This window comes from Rhizobium sp. BK313 (assembly GCF_014193655.1).
Classification (GTDB): Bacteria; Pseudomonadota; Alphaproteobacteria; order Rhizobiales; family Rhizobiaceae; genus Rhizobium.
This window is the reverse complement of record NZ_JACHZQ010000002.1, coordinates 71,802-90,094: the sequence shown is the minus strand read 5'-3', so window position 1 is coordinate 90,094 and position 18,293 is coordinate 71,802. Positions and strand designations below refer to the sequence as shown.

Here is an 18,293-nt window from a genome sequence, read left to right as displayed (position 1 = left end):
AAAGGCGAGTCCGATCAGTGGATCTCGCCTTCGCCGGGGGCCACCTTAGCCAGCGGCATTGCGGCGACAACCGCCTGCGCGTGAGGATCGCGGAAGCCGTGCAGATAGCCGCGGCCGGCGACGATCGAATAGAGTGGCAGATATTCTGCAATGCGCTTGTCGGACAAGACCTCATCGCGCATGTTGTCGAGGATGAGGTAGTTGCCGTTGACAGAGACCGACAGGACGGCGTGGTAGAAATGCCGCTGCTGATCGTAGAGGATGACGAGCGCCATTTGGTCGAGATCGACGCCTGCCTTGTAGAGGGCGGCCATCTTTAATATGGCATAGTCTTCGCAGTCACCCTGCTGGTGCGACAAGACCTCGCTCGGCTTCGCCCAGTAGTCCGTCACATGATAGGTATCCATGTCGCTGGCATAACGGATGGCATGGTTGACCGTGAAATTAATTGTGTTGACCTTGTCGCGGATCGAGGCGCCGGCAGTCTTTGCCTCGGCAGTCGCAACGGCGGCTGCGGCCGCGTCGCATCCGCCCGCGCCGCAATCGAGTGCTTTGCCGGACCGAATCTCGGCGAGCGGGCCTGCGAGTTTGTCGAGCGCCGCAAGATGCTTGAAGGGAATGGCAACGGTTCCGAACACCGAGTCGCCCGCCGGGGTGTTGGTCGCCTGTGTGGAATGTACCGGCTGGAGCGCGGCTGTGTTGTTATTCGGAAGGCCTGCCGGCTCGATGGCGAGGCTCTGGCTCAGCGCGGCAAGGTCGACGCCCCCAATCGCCTTCGCCGTGTTTGCGATGGCCGGCGAAAAAAAATCGAGGACGGTATCCAGTCGCGGATCTGCAAGCAGGTTGATTACCGGGCGGACGGTATCGCCACTCGCCGCTAGACAAGTGGTCGAGGTCGAAAGACCAATGGCAAGGGAAGCCGCAGCAAATACTGCAAGTATAACCTTATTGTTCTTGTGTTGCATTGGCGCATTATTCTCCCTGGTTGAGGGAATAATGCGCGACATCTCTGAATACGGCGTTCGGAAGCGTAGATAATCTAAGTATAAATTAAGCGATCAAATAAGTATAAAATTCCACCGGGTTTGGTGGGAAAGCATTAAGGATGATGTCGCCGTGCGCATCAAAATGAACCGGCGTGGCGCGGGAACCGATGACTCAGTGCAACAGCAGCGGCGACAGCGCGCGCTAACGCGCCTTCGGCTCGATGCGCTCGATCTGCTTCAGAACGACTGTGAGGGCTGCGCTGCGACCTTCAGCTTGCCGCCGTCGATCGTATTGATCATCATTTTGCGCTCCACCATGCCGGCGGCATTGAAGCGGAAGAGCCCGGTCGTGCCGCGAAAGCCGACCTTGTTCAGCAGGTTAGCGGCGGTGATGGCTTGCGGCCCCTGGGAGCGGATGAGGCCGGAGGCGATCGCCATCGCGTCGTAGCCATAGGCGCCGTAGGTGGTCAGCGGGTGGTTGAAGTGGCGCTGGTAGCGTTCGGCAATGAGCCCGCTGCTTTGCGTATCGTCCGTCGCGACAAATGCGCCCGTCACAGCCGGGAAAGCATAAGCCGATTGCGGCCATCTGTTGGTCCCCACCAGCGCCTGGCCGGGAATGGCGGCGCTGCGCACGGCACTCGCCACCATTCCGATTTCCGACGTGCCGCCGAGAATGACCACGATCTCGGCCGACTGGATAAGCGGCCGGTTCTTGGTAAGGACATCCGCGGCCTGATCGCTTGTATTGTAGCGGCCGAGGCCCATGAAAGTGTTGCCACTGTTCCAGATGGCGTTGCCCAACCTCGTGCTGTCGGATTGAGAAAAATCCGCAGGCACCAGCGCCGACACCTTCTTATGACCTCCGGGGCCGGCCGCCTTGACGCCCTCGGTCGCGCTGTCGATTTCGTCCGAGGCGAGATTGAAGACATCGCCGCCGGTCGAGGCCATAGCACTCGCAAGGTTCAGCAATGGCGGGCGTTGGGCGGGGGGAATGGCGGCGATGGCTGCGGTCTCGGCCGGCGGCAGATAGCTGACGATCAGCGCGGCATTTCGGCCTTTGGCTGCCGCGACCTGCGCCGCGGCTCCGGCAAGGCCTACATCCTTTACGCGCAGCCGAATCTGATTGTTGCCGAGTTCGCCGACGCCAAGCACCGCCCCGTCGCGCACGTCGCGGGCCGGACCTTCGTAGAGGCCTGCCGCGCCCTTGCGCAGCAGCAGGGTGATTTCGTTGCCGCTGTCGCCACCATAGGTTTCTTCGATGGCGGTGGACGGCATTTTTATGTCGTCGTTCTTGCTGTTACCGCCTAGGCCGGCACCATCCATCTGACAGCCGGCGAGGCCGGCGCAGAGGATAAGAACGGCACCACGTGGTGGTCGCGGCAGCCAATTGGTCAAACGGCTCAACGAAAGGCTGATCGCAAACGGCAAAACTCACTCCCCAATTCTCCAACGCAGGCTGCGACAGCCTATGGTGGCGCATTTGCACACAGCGGCTGGCGCAAAGTCAAGCGGTATACTTAAGGAGTTGTTGGGTTGTTGAGTTAACCATGGGTAAATATATCTGCGGTCGTGCATAACCGGTTATATCGGTGAGGTTAACGAAGTATTGCAATCACCCCGCTCTCGTAATTGATTGGCGCCACATTACGAGACACCGGGAGTTAGACTTATGGAAGATTCGCGCATTTCGACGGTAGACCACGAAGCGGTTTCGAACGATTTCGCGTCGGGCGACCGGAACGAGGGTCTTGCAGCCGATATCAACACATCTCGGTCGCTGCCGTTGTCGCAGAATGCTGATGTTGCCGCGTTCGAGCTGGCACAGGCCGCCGAGCAGCAGGCGAACGGCAAGACTGCGCGCGTTGCCGCCAACGAGCCGCAAAACGCCGACACCCGGCAGCCGATCCAAATCGTGCCGGACAATGGCAACGTCGTCCATCTGCCGGCGAACACCTCGATAGACGACATCCACGTCGAGGGGCGCAACCTTGTTCTCATCCAGGCCGACGGCACGCGCATCGTCATCATCAACGGTGCGCTGCACGTCCCAACCTTCCTGATCGGCGAAGTCACGCTGCCGCAGCAGGCCGTCGTCGCTGCGCTACAGCAGCAGGGCATCAACGTCGCTGAAGGTCCCGACGGTTCGGTTCACGCCGGCAATAGCACGGATTCCGGGCACCAGTTCACGGACAACCAGCCTGGGAATGCTCGCACGCCGCTTAATCTGATTGGTCTCCTCGGTCCTGGCGACATACTCGGCAACGGTAACGGCGGCAATCTGTCTGGCACCCAGACTCGCGTTCCCTTTATCCTTCAGCAGGCGACCGAAACAGCCTCGCTGATCGAACGCGGCAGCAGCACTGGCGCCTTCCTCACGACAAGCAGCACCGGCCGCTTCGGCTTTGGCGGCCATAACGCCGCGATCACCACCGTCACGCTGGTCGGCGAGGCAGAAACTACCGCTAGCGGCAGTCAGCAGCTATCAGGGCTGACTTCCGGCGGCGTTCCCGTTGTCGTCACCCAGAACGGCCAGACCGTCACCGGCGTCGCTAATGGCGTCACGGTCTTCACGCTGGTATTCAACGCCTCGACCGGCGCGTACACCTTCACCCAGCTCGCTGCTCTCGACCATCCCCGCGGCGCCAATTCGGCCAGCGATGTGCTTGAACTGCAATTCCGGTACACGGTGTCCGACACGAGCGGCCATACGGTTTCGGCTGTCGCGACCGTCGATATCACGGACAGCGTGCCGGTTGCGGCCGTTGGCACGGCGGGTTCGGTCACCGAAGCAGCTCTGTCTGCCGGCAACGCAGCCCTGACCCATGTGACCGGCGACGCGACCGCCACTGGTTCACTTAACATCTCCTGGGGCGCTGACGGCGGTAACACCGGCAAGGGCGGCCTCGGCGATCGCTTGGTCGCCTTCACCAATGCCACAGTTTCGGCGACGGGTGAGGACAACGGCGCGCTGAGCTCGCATGGTCTGGCCGTTCATACGGCGATTTTGGCCGACGGTACGCTGGTTGGCTATACCGGCGAGGCCGCTCCGACGGCAACTTCCGCATCCAACGTCGTCTTCTACGCGACGGTATCGGACACCGACAACGGCCATTATAACTTCACGCTGGTTCAGTCGCTCGATGACGCCAAGGGCTCGGACGCCATCACGCTGACCTTCGGCTACACGGCCACCGATTCCGACGGCGATACGGCCACGAACAGCTTCACCGTCACCGTCGCGGACGACAAGCCTGTTGCCTCGACCGGCGACGCCGGTTCCGTCACCGAAGGCGCGCTGGCGAGCGGCAACGAGAACCCGCATGTCGAGACCGATGCCAACACCACCGGCTCGCTCAACATCTCCTGGGGTGCTGATAACGCCAACACCGACAAGGGTGGGGCTGGCGACCGGTCTGTCGACTTCACCGATGCCACCGTCGCGACACAGGGCCAGGATGGCGAGGCGCTGAGCTCGCATGGTCTGGCCGTTCATACGGCGATTTTGGCCGACGGCACGCTGGTCGGCTATACCGGCGAGGCCGCTCCGACGGCAACTTCCGCATCCAACGTCGTCTTCTACGCGACGGTCTCGGATACCGACAACGGCCACTATAACTTCACGCTGGTTCAGTCGCTCGATGACGCCAAGGGCTCGGACGCCATCACGCTGACCTTCGGCTATACGGCCACCGATTCCGACGGCGATACGGCCACGAACAGCTTCACCGTCACCGTCGCCGACGACAAGCCTGTCGCCGCGACTGGCGACGCCGGTTCCGTCACCGAAGGCGCTCTGCCGGCCGGCAACGAGAACCCGCATGTCGAGAGCGACGCGACAGCTACTGGCTCGCTTAATATCTCGTGGGGCGCCGATAACGCCAACACCGATCAGGGCGGCGCCGGTGATCGTTCGGTTGCTTTTACCAATTCTACGGTCACGACGGAGGGTCAGGACGGCGAGGCACTGAGCTCGCATGGTCTTGCAGTTCATACGGCGCTGCTGGCCGACGGCACGCTGGTCGGCTACACCGGTGACGTCGCCCCGACGACGGTCGTGGATGGCAAGGGCGGGGTTGGCTCGAACATCGTCTTCTACGCGACGGTTTCGGATACCGATAACGGTCATTATAACTTCACTCTCGTGCAGTCGCTCGATGACGCCAAGGGCTCGGACGCCATCACGCTGACCTTCGGCTATACGGCCACCGATTCCGACGGCGATACGGCCACGAACAGCTTCACCGTCACCGTCGCCGACGACAAGCCTGTTGCCTCGACCGGCGACGCCGGTTCCGTCACCGAAGGCGCGCTGGCGAGCGGCAACGAGAACCCGCATGTCGAGACCGATGCCAACACCACCGGCTCGCTCAACATCTCCTGGGGTGCTGATAACGCCAACACCGACAAGGGTGGGGCTGGCGACCGGTCTGTCGCCTTCACCGATGCCACCGTCGCGACACAGGGCCAGGATGGCGAGGCGCTGAGCTCGCACGGTCTGGCCGTTCATACGGCACTGCTGGCCGACGGCACGCTGGTCGGCTATACCGGCGAGGCCGCTCCGACGGCAACTTCCGCATCCAACGTCGTCTTCTACGCGACGGTCTCGGACACCGACAACGGCCACTATAACTTCACGCTGGTCCAGTCGCTCGATGACGCCAAGGGTTCTGATGCCGTCAAGCTGACCTTCGGCTATACGGCAACCGACTCTGACGGTGACACCGCAACGAACAGCTTCACTGTCACCGTCGCCGACGACAAGCCTGTCACCAGCAGCGTCACGGTCGGCACAGGCAGCCTTTACGACACGACGCCGGTTGAGCAGATGCCGCTCAGCTCACTCGTCGAGCTGAGCGAAGAGCCGAAGCCATCCGAAGGCGCCGCCGACTCCGTCAGCGGCGGATCGGGTAGCCTGTTTACTGCCGGCGCTGACGGCTTCCAGCAGGTCACCTTCACGGATCCGAACGGAATTAAGGGCATCTACATCGATGCCAATGGCGTCGCTCACAAGGAAGGTCTGTCCTATAGCACCACGACGGATAATCTCGGCAACACCATCTACACCGCAACCGGCAAGGAGTCGGGCCAGGTTCTCTTCACCCTGACGGTCGGCACCGATGGCAGCTATACCTATGCGCAGTCCGGCGCTTTCGCCGATGCCAAAGGCTCCGACAACGAGAATTTCAAGATCGCCTTCGAAGTCACCGATGGTGACGGCGACAAGGCGACGGGCTCGCTGACGCTCAACGTCGCCGACAGTCTTCCGCTCGCCAATAATGTGACAGTCGACTCCGGCAGCCTCCACGACACCGCGTCGACCTCCTCGGGGACGAATCCTCCTTCCGTCCGGTTGCTTCTCGAAGAGCCGATCGGGGGCTCGACGCCGTCAGATGGCGCCAAAACTGACACCGACAGCGTCAGCGGCGCATCCGGCAGCCTGTTTAAAACCGGAGCAGACGGCTTCGCGCGACTGACCTTCACCAATCCAACCGGTCTCAAAGCCATCAACATTGATGAAAACGGCGTCGCCCACAAGGAAGGCCTGTCCTACAGCACCTCGAGGGACGATTCCGGCAACACGATCTACACGGCGACCGGCAGGGATTCCGGCCACGTCATCTTCACGCTGACCGTCCATGCTGACGGGAGCTACACCTATGTCCAGTCTGGCGCCTTCGCTGACGCCAAGGGCTCCGACAACGAGAATTTCAAGATCGCCTTCGAAGTCACCGATGGTGACGGTGACAAGGCGACGGGCTCGCTGGCGCTCAACGTCGTCGACAATCTTCCGGTCGCCAGCAATGTCGCGGCTGATCACCTCCTTAACGATGATATGTTGCCGGGCGGCAATTCCGACAAGACCGACGAATACAACAGCGTCAGCGGCGCATCGGGCACCCTGTTCAACATGGGTGCAGATGGGTTCAAGAGTGTCACGATTGCTCATTCGGATCTGCCGAAGCTGACCACGATCTACACCGATGCAAATGGCGTTGCGCATCAGGAAGCCGTGACCTGGAGCAAGGCGCAGGTCGCCGACGGCAGCACGACCTGGGTGGCGAGCAGCGCGCATCAAGAGACCGTCGCAACATTGACCATCAATGCCGATGGCTCCTACACGTTTTCGACCGGTGCGCCGCTTGCGCATCCGACCGCGCAAGCGGCTGAAGAGGCTCTGTCCCTCACGTTCAATTTCACCGTCACCGATGGCGACGGCGACGAGACAACGGGCGCGCTGACGGTGGGCGTCAGGGACGACGTGCCGGTCGCTCACACGATTGACAATACTGCCTCGCCGCTCAACGACGATGCGCAGATCGGCGGAAACCTGGATGCCAACGACGCCAACGCGCATAGCGTCTCGGGCACTGCCGGTGCCCTATTCAGCGCTGGCGCCGACGGTTATGCAAGCGTCTCGATCGATCAGTCCAGCCTTCCGGCTTTGAAGACGATCTATGTCGACGCCAACGGCTTCGCACAGCAAGAAGACGTTGCCTGGGGCAAGCCGACGATTTCCGGCGGTGCGACGACCTGGGTTGCTTCCAGCGCCAATCACGAGACCGTCGCCACGCTGACCATCAATGCCGATGGCTCCTACACGTTCAGTACCAGTGCGCCGCTCGTCCACCCGACCTCCGGCGCGACGGAAGAAAGCTTGTCGCTGACGTTCACCTTCACGGTGACTGATGGCGACAACGATACGTCGACGGGGTCGCTGACCTTGCACGTTACCGATGACGTGCCGCTGGCAAACACCGTCACCGTGACCAGCGTGTCGCTGAACGACGACGCGCTGAAGGGCGGAAATCCCGGCACGATCGGCGTAACCGATACCGACACGGTCAGTGGCGCGAGCGGCACGCTCTTTTCGGGCGGCGCTGATGGCGTCCATCAGGTGACGCTCCGAGCGACGACGGATTTCAGCGCCATCTATACCGGCAAGGACGGCTTTGCCCATGTCGAGTCGGTCGTCTGGGGCAGCCCGACGACGGCCGCAGGCGGCGAGACGATCTGGATCGCGACGGGCAAGGACAGCGGCCAGACGGTCGCCACGTTGATGATCGGCACGGATGGTTCCTACAGCTTCACGCTCAGTGCGCCGGTCGCCCATGCGGTAAGCCCGACCGCGGAAAACACGCAGGATCTGACCTTCAACTTCACCGTCACCGATGGTGACAGCGATACGGCCAGTGGCTCGCTGACGGTCACCGTCAAGGACGATGCACCAATCGCCTATAAGGTCGATGCCATCTCCACGCCGCTCAACGACGACGTGCAGGCACATGGCAACCTGGATGGCGCCGCCGACGCGAAGACGATCAATGGCGACGCAGGGGCTCTGTTCTCCGCCGGTGCCGATGGCGTCAAGGGCGTGTCGATGGACAGCCTGCCGACGCTGAAGGCGATCTACCTCGACAGCCACGGCATCGGCCATCAGGAAGCGGTGTCCTGGACGTCGTCTGCGGCAAACGGTGTGACGACCTGGACGGCAACCGGCGCCTCCAGCCATGCCACCGTTGCGGTTCTAACGATCAATTCGGACGGTTCCTACAGCTTCACCGCGGATGCACCGCTTGTTCATTCGACGTCGTCGACGACCGAAGACAGCCTGACGCTGAATTTCGGCTTCACTGTCACGGATGGCGACGGGGATACAGCGAACGGCTCGCTGGCGATCGCCATCATCGACGACGTCCCGGTTGCCTCCGGCACGACCGTTGCGGTCAGGGCCGACGAAGGCGACATTTACAATCTCCTGTCGCATGGCAACGGCCCGCTCGACGGCACGCATGACGGATCGTCCTCGCAGCCGGCACTGTTCGGTTTCGGCTTTGCGGCCACGATATCCGGCTCCGTTGCGTCCACCGTCTCCTTCGGCGCCGATGGCGCAGCGCTCGGCGGCGGCTTCAGCTTCACCGCCAATGCGGCGTCGACCCTTACCGCTCTGCATCTGAGTTCGGGTGGCGCAGCGCTCTCCTATGCCGTCGTCAACAACATGATCATCGGCTATGTCGATAATGACCACCACAGCGGCTACAATCCGCTTCTCGACCGCCCGGTCCTGTCATTGTCGCTGTCCGGCGACGGCAATTTCACCTTTCAGCAGTACGATCAGCTCGACAATGTCGCCGGTCCTGGCAACGATCTGCGCTCGGGCAATGGCTCGATCTCGGCCATCGACTTCGGCTCAGTCATCCAGGCGACTGACGGCGACGGCGACAGCGTGATGCTGACCGGCGCTTTGAAAGTCACGATCGTCGATGACACGCCGAAGGTCGATCTGGCCCTCACTGGCTCGATCACGATCGACGAGAGCGGCAGCGGCGACAACGACGTCAGCGCCAGCAATGCGGTCAAGAGCCTGTTTGCCGGCATCACTGGCGGCAACGATCCCCATATGTCGACGGTCTACGCTCAGCACAACGTCGTCTCGCCGTCGGTCTCGATGGGCGCCGACGATGCGTCGGGTACGACGAGCAGTCTGACGCTTCATATCGACAATGCCGACTCCGGCTTGAAGACGACTGCTGGTCAGGCGATCACGCTCTCGCAGCTCGCCGACGGTACCGTCGTTGGCAAGATCGCCGACGGCGAGATCGCCTTTGCGATCCGCCTCGACAACAGCGGCAAGGTCAGCATCGCCCAGTACATGTCGCTCGCCAACCCGAACACGTCGAAGTCGGACGGCGATACGGTCGATCTCACCGGCAAGCTCTCGGCGGTGCTGAGCGCGACCGATAGCGACGGCGACACTGTCGCCCAGTCCGTTTCCATCGGCAGCAGCATTCGTTTCGATGATGACGGCCCGTCGATCGGCGGTGCCGTATCGACGAAGACACTTGCAGAGCATGACCTTCTGACGAATTCGGGTGCGCTGTCGCCCTCGGGCATCAGCACTGGCGCGGTTGCGCTCAATCTCGCCTTCGGCGCTGACGGCCCGGCCGCCCATGCTGTCACCTTCGTAGCGCGTTCGAACGGCAGCTATTTCACTGCAAGCTACGGCAATAATCAGACGCTTGATGCGACCAAGCTCAGCTCTGGCGGCCATGCGCTGTCCTACTCGCTCAGCGGTGACGGCATGACGCTCATTGCCTACACCGGCAGCAATGCCGCCGACCAGTCGAGCTGGGTCTTCAAAGTTGCCCTGTCCCAGGACAGCGGCCACGCCAACGGCGCCTACAACTTCACGCTTTACAAGTCGCTCGATGACGTCAACGGTCAAACCAACCTCTCGGATATCAAGCTGACCTTCCAGGTTGCTGGCCATGATGGCGACGGCGACACCACGAACGGCACGCAGAGCTTTACGGTCGATGTGATCGACGATGTGCCGACGCTGGTTGATCATGCCTCGGTTTCCGCGACCGTCTCGGAAACGGCGATCAATGCTCCCGTAGTGACGACGGCATCTTACACGGTCGATTTCGACACGGTGAACCCTGCGGCAGCCAAATTGAGTGTCAGCGAGGGCAGCGTCAGCGACGGCCATGTGGGCTCGTCGTCCAAGGGGGGGGATATCGTGCTCGTGTCCAACACGGGGACGACCTTTGTCCTCACCCAGATGGATATAGGCGTCTTTGACCACAAAGGTGCGTCGTCCAAGACCGTCACGATCATCGGCACCGATGCTCAAGGCCATACGTATTCGGTGACAACTACCGGTACGACCTTCTCGGCCGCCGGCACGGCGCTCGAAGGCAAACAACTGACGTCGCTCGAGATCGATCCGCATGACAACTCGCTGACAGTCACGGTCGACAACATCCATGTCACCGACACGACGACGACGCCCACCCATAATCCTGCCGAGACAACGGTAGATCTGACCTCGCTCGTCCACGCCAGCGCCGACAGCCCGTTGACCTGGTCGGTGAACACGGTTGCCGCTGGAACGTCTTCCGGTAACCTGACGGGCGGTACCGGGCTGACCTACAACGGCACGGCCATCACGCTCGCCAGCACGGATGGACACACGATCACCGGCTCGGCAGGAGGCGTCACGGTCTTCACGTTGACAGTCGACTCCACGAGCGGTCACGCCACATTCGACCTTTACCATGCGATCGACGGCGGCAAAACGCTGCCGCTCGACTTCTCGAAATATGTGACGGCGACGGATTTCGACGGCGATGCTGTTACCCTGGGCAGCGGCTCCGTTACCATCGTCGGTCAGTCGGCCACGGACAGCCTTCCGACAATCAATTCGGCCGGGCTGATATCGAGCGTCAGCGAAAGCGGCTTGCCCGGTGGTACCGGAGCGGCTGGCGTCGCCAATGTCCATTCGGGTAGTATCGCAATCACTGCAGGCGATGCGCCATCGACCGTGACGATCGGCGGCCATACATTCAATGTCGGCGCCACAATCGCCGATGGCGATACCAATGCCACCATTCAGGGTGCCTACGGAACGCTGCACATCCTCAGCGTCACCACGACGGCCATCAACTATACCTATACGCTGACCGGCGCCACGAGCGGGGCGGGCAAGCATGACGCCTTCTCCGTCACGGTCAGCGACGCGCCGATCGACGGTGAAAGCCAGACTGCAACTCTGACCTTCAACATCACTGACGACAAGCCGGTTGCGCACACCGCTTGGCTTGGATCGATGCATGAGAACGACAGCAGCGCGACCTTCACGCTGGCTTCCGGAACCATCGCTTTTGGCGCCGACGGAGCGGCGCAGAGCGGCGCGATCCATGTCGACAGCGTCAGCGCCAGCGGAGATCTCGCCGGGTCGACGCTGAGCACCTCCATGGTCACGATCGATGCCGGTCACGTGATCGTTACGCCGGGCAGCGCACTCGATGCCGTGGCGCTCGGCCACTCCTCGACACTCTCGATCGGTTACACGGTCACCGACGGCGACGGCAGCCAGACCAGCGGCACCTTCACCATCAGGGTCGACGGCGTCAACCACGCGCCGACCACGGCGGACGGAAGCGTCTCCACCGGAGAACATGCGGCCTATTATTTCTCGTCGAAGGATTTCGCCTTCAGCGATAGCATCGACGTCAATACGCTGAAATCCGTCACCATCACCAGCCTTCCGACGGACGGGACGCTTTATCTCGGCGGGACAGCAGTCACGGTTGGTCAGCACATCGCCGCGAGCGCTCTTTCAACGCTTCATTTCACGCCTTCGTCGGGGTTTGCCGGCGCGACCGAAACCGCGAACTTCGGCTTTACGGTGCAGGATAATGGCGGCACGGCCAACGGCGGCGTCGACACGTCGGCCGCTCATACGATGACAGTCACCGTGACCGCCGCTGACGACGGTGCGGCGAAGGTCTCGATTGCCGATCAGACGACGCATACGGGCAAAGCGCTCGTTGCAGGCGACACGCTGAACGCGGCGATCGCGACAGACGATCCGGATCATGGGCAGTCCGGTCTGACCTATGCGTGGAGCTGGGCGGACGATCAGTCCCATACGGTTATCGGAACCGGATCGTCCTACACGGTGACGAGCGCCGATGTCGGGCATTCGTTGATCTTGACGGTGAGCTATACGGATGGCCAGGGCTTCAGCGACGTCGCAACGCAGACGACGTCTGCTGTCATCGCCCCGACGGTCTTTGCTCCGACGGTCGATCCGACACCGCTGTCGGAAGCCAATCTTTCGGGCGGCTCCAACCCGCAGCCTTCTGAACTGACAGCCACGGGCAGCATTGCCCTGGGCACCCTGGATAATCCGCACATCACCAGCGTTGTGGGTGCCGACGGCACGACGGTAAGTGTCGATCAAACGGCCCCAGACAGCCAGACGACTACGATCCACGGTTCCTACGGTGATCTCGTAATCGATGCGAACGGCGCATATACCTACACGTTGACCCATGCGGGCTCGAACCCATCGGGAGACACGGATCAGTTCACCTATACGGTGACGGACATGAACGGCAAAACGGCGCAGGAGACCCTGACGTTCAATATCGCCGACGACGCGCCGACGCTGACCGGTACCGGGATTTCCGCAACCGTCTCCGACGATGGTGTGGTCACGGCCGCCGAGCACTCCGCAACGGCGACGGCGGAACTGACCTCGCTCGTTAACTCCGGCGCTGACAGTCCGTTGAGCTGGTCGGCGAACGCCGTCGCAGCCGGGACCTCTTCCAGCACTCTGACAGGTGGTACCGCGTTGACGTATAACGGTGCGGCCATCACGCTTGCCAGCACGGATGGTCATGTGATCACCGGCTCGGCGGGAGGCGTCACGGTCTTCACCTTGACCGTCGACAGCAACGGCCATGCGACGTTCGTGCTTGACCAGACGATCGATGGTGCCAAGGATCAGACGCTCGACTTCTCGCAATACGTGAAGGCCACGGATTCCGATGGTGACTCGGTGACATTGGGCACAGGCGCCTTCACCGTCGCTGTGGACCACGTCAATCACCCGGCGGAGATCGGCGGTGCCGATAGCGCCGCCGTCACGGAAGACCTGAACGTTTCCGCCGACGGTTATCTGCAGGCAAGCGGCACATTGGCGATCAACGATGCGGATCGGGGTGAAGGCAAATTCCAGGCGGCGACCATAGCCCCTGACGGCACGCATCTGGGTGCGCTGACGATCGATGCGGACGGCAACTGGAGCTATAAGGTCGATGACAACCTGTCGGCTGTGCAGAGCCTGGGTGCAAACCAGAGCAAAACCGACACGTTCACGGTTTCCTCGGTTGATGGAACGACACATGATATCGTCGTGACGATCAACGGCACGAACGATCCAGCGGTGATCAGTGGGGACATAGCCAAAAGCGTCACGGAAGCCGGCGGTGTCAGCAACGGGACGGCTGGAGTACCGACGGCGAACGGCACACTTTCGGCGACGGACGTCGACAACGACCCTTCGTTTACAGCGCAAAGCAATGTGGCGACGAGCTACGGTCACTTCACGATCGGCGCTGATGGTCAGTGGAACTACACGCTGGACAACAGCAATGCGTCGGTGCAAGCACTCAACAGCACCGGCAGCAACACGACGCTGCACGACCTGATCATGGTGACGACGGCGGACGGCACGCAGCAGCAGATCGACATCACGATCAACGGTGCGAACGATGCGGCGGTGATCAGCGGTGACGTTGCCAAGAGCGTCACGGAAGCCGGCGGTGTCAGCAACGGGATGGTTGGAGTACCGACGGCGAATGGCACACTTTCGGCGACGGATGTCGACAGCGATCATTCGTTTACAGCACAAAGCAACGTGGCGACGAGCTACGGTCACTTCACGATCGGTGCTGACGGGCAGTGGAACTATATGCTCGACAACAGCAACGCGTCCGTGCAGGCACTCAACAGCACGGGCAGCAACACGACGCTGCACGACCTGATCACAGTAAGCACGACGGACGGCACGCAGCAGCAGATCGACATCACGATCAACGGTGCGAACGACGCGCCGACCTTTACTGGCGATACCGGAAACATTCTGGAGGGCAGTACTGCCGCTATCAGCGGCAAGATCAACGTCTCCGACGTGGACGCGAACCAAAGCTCCTTCACGACCGTCTCCTCAAACTCAATCGCCGGCGCACACGGGACGTTTACCTTTACCAATGATGGCTCAGCCACGGGAGCGTGGACCTACGCGCTGAACAACAATGACGCGGCGGTTCAAGCGCTGACCGGCGGTGCAAAGCTGACCGACACATTGACCGTCACCTCGGCTGACGGAACGCCGCATAACATCACGGTCACCATCACTGGTGTGGATAGCGCGCTGGCTTTTGGCACTGGAACGACGACGGGAGCGGTGACGGAGGATGCGTCCTACAACACCACGGGTTCCGAACTGATAACGAATGGCGGTTTCGAGACGGAAACCGCGGGCAGCGGCGCTTACTATCATGCGACTGGCTGGTCAACTACGGGGAATGTCGGGGGCACGTATGGTGCCGGTAGAACCGGTAGCTACTCCGCGATACTCAACGACAATACCGACAACGGGACCAACACGCTGTCCCAGTCAGTATCGACGGTGGCTGGGCAGGCGTATCAGCTCACGTTCTATCTCTCTGATCTCGCAACAGACTCGAATACGTACAACTATACAACGCATTCATATGTGCCTGCAATTTTTGATGTTACGATAGGGTCGCAGACGCAGGCTATTAGTTACACATATAGCTCTGGTCTCGGTCCTTACGTGCAATATACTGTTACGTTTGTTGCCACGGCTTCGAGTACCGTGATCAAGTTCTGGTCGCCGGACCAACCGTTTGGGGCGTTCTACGTTGATGACGTGTCCGTAAAAGCGGTAGGCACAGGAACGCCGGGTGTTGAAACGGCCTCGGGAGCGATCGCGTTCACGGATGCCCATGCCGGGTATACTCATACGGTGACCTACACGACCCCGGCGGGTAGCAGCTATTACGGCACGTTCGCCGCCAGCGTCGACACCACCACCAATAAAGTGAACTGGACATACAGCGTCAACGACAGCGCCATCCAGTCGCTCAGCGCCACGGACCATATCAACCAGACCTACACGCTGACGCTCAGCGACGGTCATGGGGGAACGGTGACGAAGGACGTTACCGTGACAGTCAATGGCGTCAACGACACAGCCTCGATCTCGGGCTCGGCGACCGGTTCGGTCACCGAGGACGGCCAGTTGACGGCGAACGGTGTGCTGACGGTTGCCGACGTCGACCACGGCGAGAACCATTTCCAGACGCCGTCATCGCTGGCCGGCACGTATGGTACATTCACCTTCGACGGGACAAGCGGTGCGTGGGGCTATACGCTCAACAACTCCGCCGCAAATGTGCAGGCATTGACCGGGGGGCAGACAATTACGGACAAGCTAATTGTAACGTCAGCAGACGGGACAGCCTCACAGGATATTATTGTGACGATCACTGGCGCGAACGAGGCGCCGGTATTGGACCTAAACGGCAGCTCGACGAGCGGCGTTGACACATCGGTCAGTTACACAAAGTCGAGTAGTGCCGTTATTTTGGCGCCGAGCGCCATTGTCACAGACACCGACTCGTCTAATTTCAACGGCGGAAGCCTCGTCGTTACGTCGTCCGGTTCCTCAGACAAGGTGAGCATCAAGAACCAAGGAACGTCGACTGGTCAAATCGGTATTACCGGTACGAACAGCGGGAACGTTACCTACGGCAACAAGACAATCGGTACGTACTCGATCAATGGTGCAACGTTGACGGTTACATTCACCTCAACGAACGCTACACAAGCCGCGGTCACGGCCTTGCTAAAGGATATTCAATTCAGTTCGACATCGAGTACCGCAGGTAACAGGACCGTTACTTTCACCGTCAACGATGGCGATGGTGGAACATCTTCCGCTGCACATGTAACCGTCAACTATATGAATATGCCCGCGGGTATATCCGGCGAAGCCATCAACCTCGCGCTCACAGATCCATCGCATCATGTCGGTGCGGTCACTTTGACCGTTGCTGGCCTTCCCGCCGGCTGGGTGCTCAGCGAAGGCACGCATAACGCCAATGGCACCTGGTCCGTGGTGACGAACGATCCGTCGTCGCTGACGGTCACCTCGCCCGATGGCGTCACCGGCGCATTGGTTCTTCAGGTCACCGAGACCTGGATCAATGCGGACGGCACGACCGGCACGGCCTATGTGTCCGACAACGTCGAAGCCTACGCCAAGGATGCGCCGATTTTCGCCTGGTCGGGTGACGATACGCTTACCGCATCGAGCGGCAACGACATGCTGGTCTTCGCGAACACCATCGGTACGGACATCGTGCACAACTTCGATACGGCGCATGACAAGATCGACCTGGTCGGTTTCGCGGGCTTCTCAAGCTTCGCGGACGTTCAGGCCCATCTGTCGACCGACGCGTCGGGCAATGCCGTCATCACGCTCGGCGATGGCGAGACCATCACCTTGGCAGGCGTCAGCGCCGCGGCTCTCACGGCGGACGACTTCCTTTTCAATGAGACCGTGGTGACGCATAATACCGGCGACATGGTGCTGAGCGACGGCGCGTTGATGCCGTTCAGCGGCACGCTCGACAACACCGGCAGCATCCATCTCGCCTCCACCGGCAGCGACACGGCCTTCGAAATCGTGCAGCATGGCCTCACGCTGACCGGCGGCGGCACGGTGACGCTGTCCGACGATGCGTCCAATATCATCTTCGGAAGCGGCGACGATGTCACGCTGACCAACGTTGACAACACTATCTCCGGTGCAGGCCAGCTCGGCAACGGTCACCTGACGCTGATCAACGAAGGCACGATCATTGCCGACGGCAGTCATGCGCTCGTCATCGACACTGGTGTCAACGCTGTGAGCAACACCGGCACGCTGGAGGCGACCGGGACCGGCGGCCTCGACATACACAGCAGCGTCGTCAATGACGGCATATTGTGGGCGAACGGCGGCAACATCAATCTCGAGGGCAATGTCGACGGTAGCGGCACGACGCTGTTGTCGGGTCACGCCAGCCTCGAAATCGGCGGCTCGTTCAGCGCGGCGATCACGCTGAGCACGGACGCCCAGGCCACCATCACCGTCGACCATGCAGCGGCCTTCACCGGCACGATCGCCGGCCTCGACGGCAATGATGCGCTGCGGTTCGGCGATATCTCTGCCGCGACCGCCAGCTTCTCCTATGTGGAAAACGCGGCGAAGACTGGCGGCGTCCTCACTGTTACCGACGGCGCCCACAACGCCACCATCGGTCTCACCGGCGACTACTCGGCAAGCGACTTCTCGCTCGGCCACGATGGCGATTATGCCGAGATCGACTTCAGTGGGGTCGGCCACCTCTATGGCACCGATGGCAGCGACACGCTGACGAGTGGCGGCGGCTACACCATGACCGGCGGCGCTGGCGCGGATACGTTCGTGCTCGATGCCCAGGCCCTGCACAACCTCAACATGGCCGATGTCATCACCGACTTCAGCCCGAAGGGAGAGGGCGATCGGCTTGATGTTTCGAACCTGCTGACCGCGCTGGTCGGCGAACATCCGGGCATGACCGAGGCGAGTGCTGTCGCGTCGATGACGGCGGCGGTCGATACCGCAACCAATTCGACGAAGATCAGCATCAATACCGGCTCGGAAACTCATGTGGTCGCAACGCTGCAGAACTACACGCCGACCGGCCACGATGCCGTCCACGTGCTGTTCAACAATCACGACGAGCAGCTTGCGACCCACACGCAAACCGCTGGCGCCTGACGCCTTTAAGCGGGCACTCGAATCTCGAAGCGGTGCGTCTCGGACGCGCCGCTTTTCATTGAAATGGATGCCGCCACGGCGTGGCTATGCTGACGATGGCTTTGCCAATTCAAGGCGAT

Annotated in this window: 3 protein-coding genes; 1 reads left to right on the top strand and 2 read right to left on the bottom strand. The window is 61.3% G+C overall.

What is annotated here, in order from left to right:
- Window positions 1–14: 14 nt before the first annotated feature.
- Together FHT86_RS12795 and FHT86_RS12790 are read right to left on the bottom strand one after the other, a co-directional pair.
- Window positions 15–965 carry a transglutaminase-like cysteine peptidase gene (locus FHT86_RS12795; RefSeq protein ID WP_133707200.1) on the bottom strand — a complete coding sequence of 317 codons (951 nt, stop codon included), beginning with the start codon at window positions 963–965 and terminating at the stop codon, window positions 15–17.
- 258 nt (window positions 966–1,223) lie between these two features.
- Complete coding sequence (locus tag FHT86_RS12790) at window positions 1,224–2,414, bottom strand: hypothetical protein (RefSeq protein WP_133707199.1); 1,191 nt, start codon at window positions 2,412–2,414, stop codon at window positions 1,224–1,226.
- Window positions 2,415–2,655: 241 nt separating this feature from the next.
- Here FHT86_RS12790 and FHT86_RS12785 point away from each other — a divergent pair, with 241 nt between their 5' ends.
- Window positions 2,656–18,174: a VCBS domain-containing protein gene (locus FHT86_RS12785; protein WP_133707198.1), complete on the top strand. Its 15,519-nt coding sequence runs from the start codon at window positions 2,656–2,658 to the stop codon at window positions 18,172–18,174.
- Window positions 18,175–18,293: the final 119 nt, after the last annotated feature.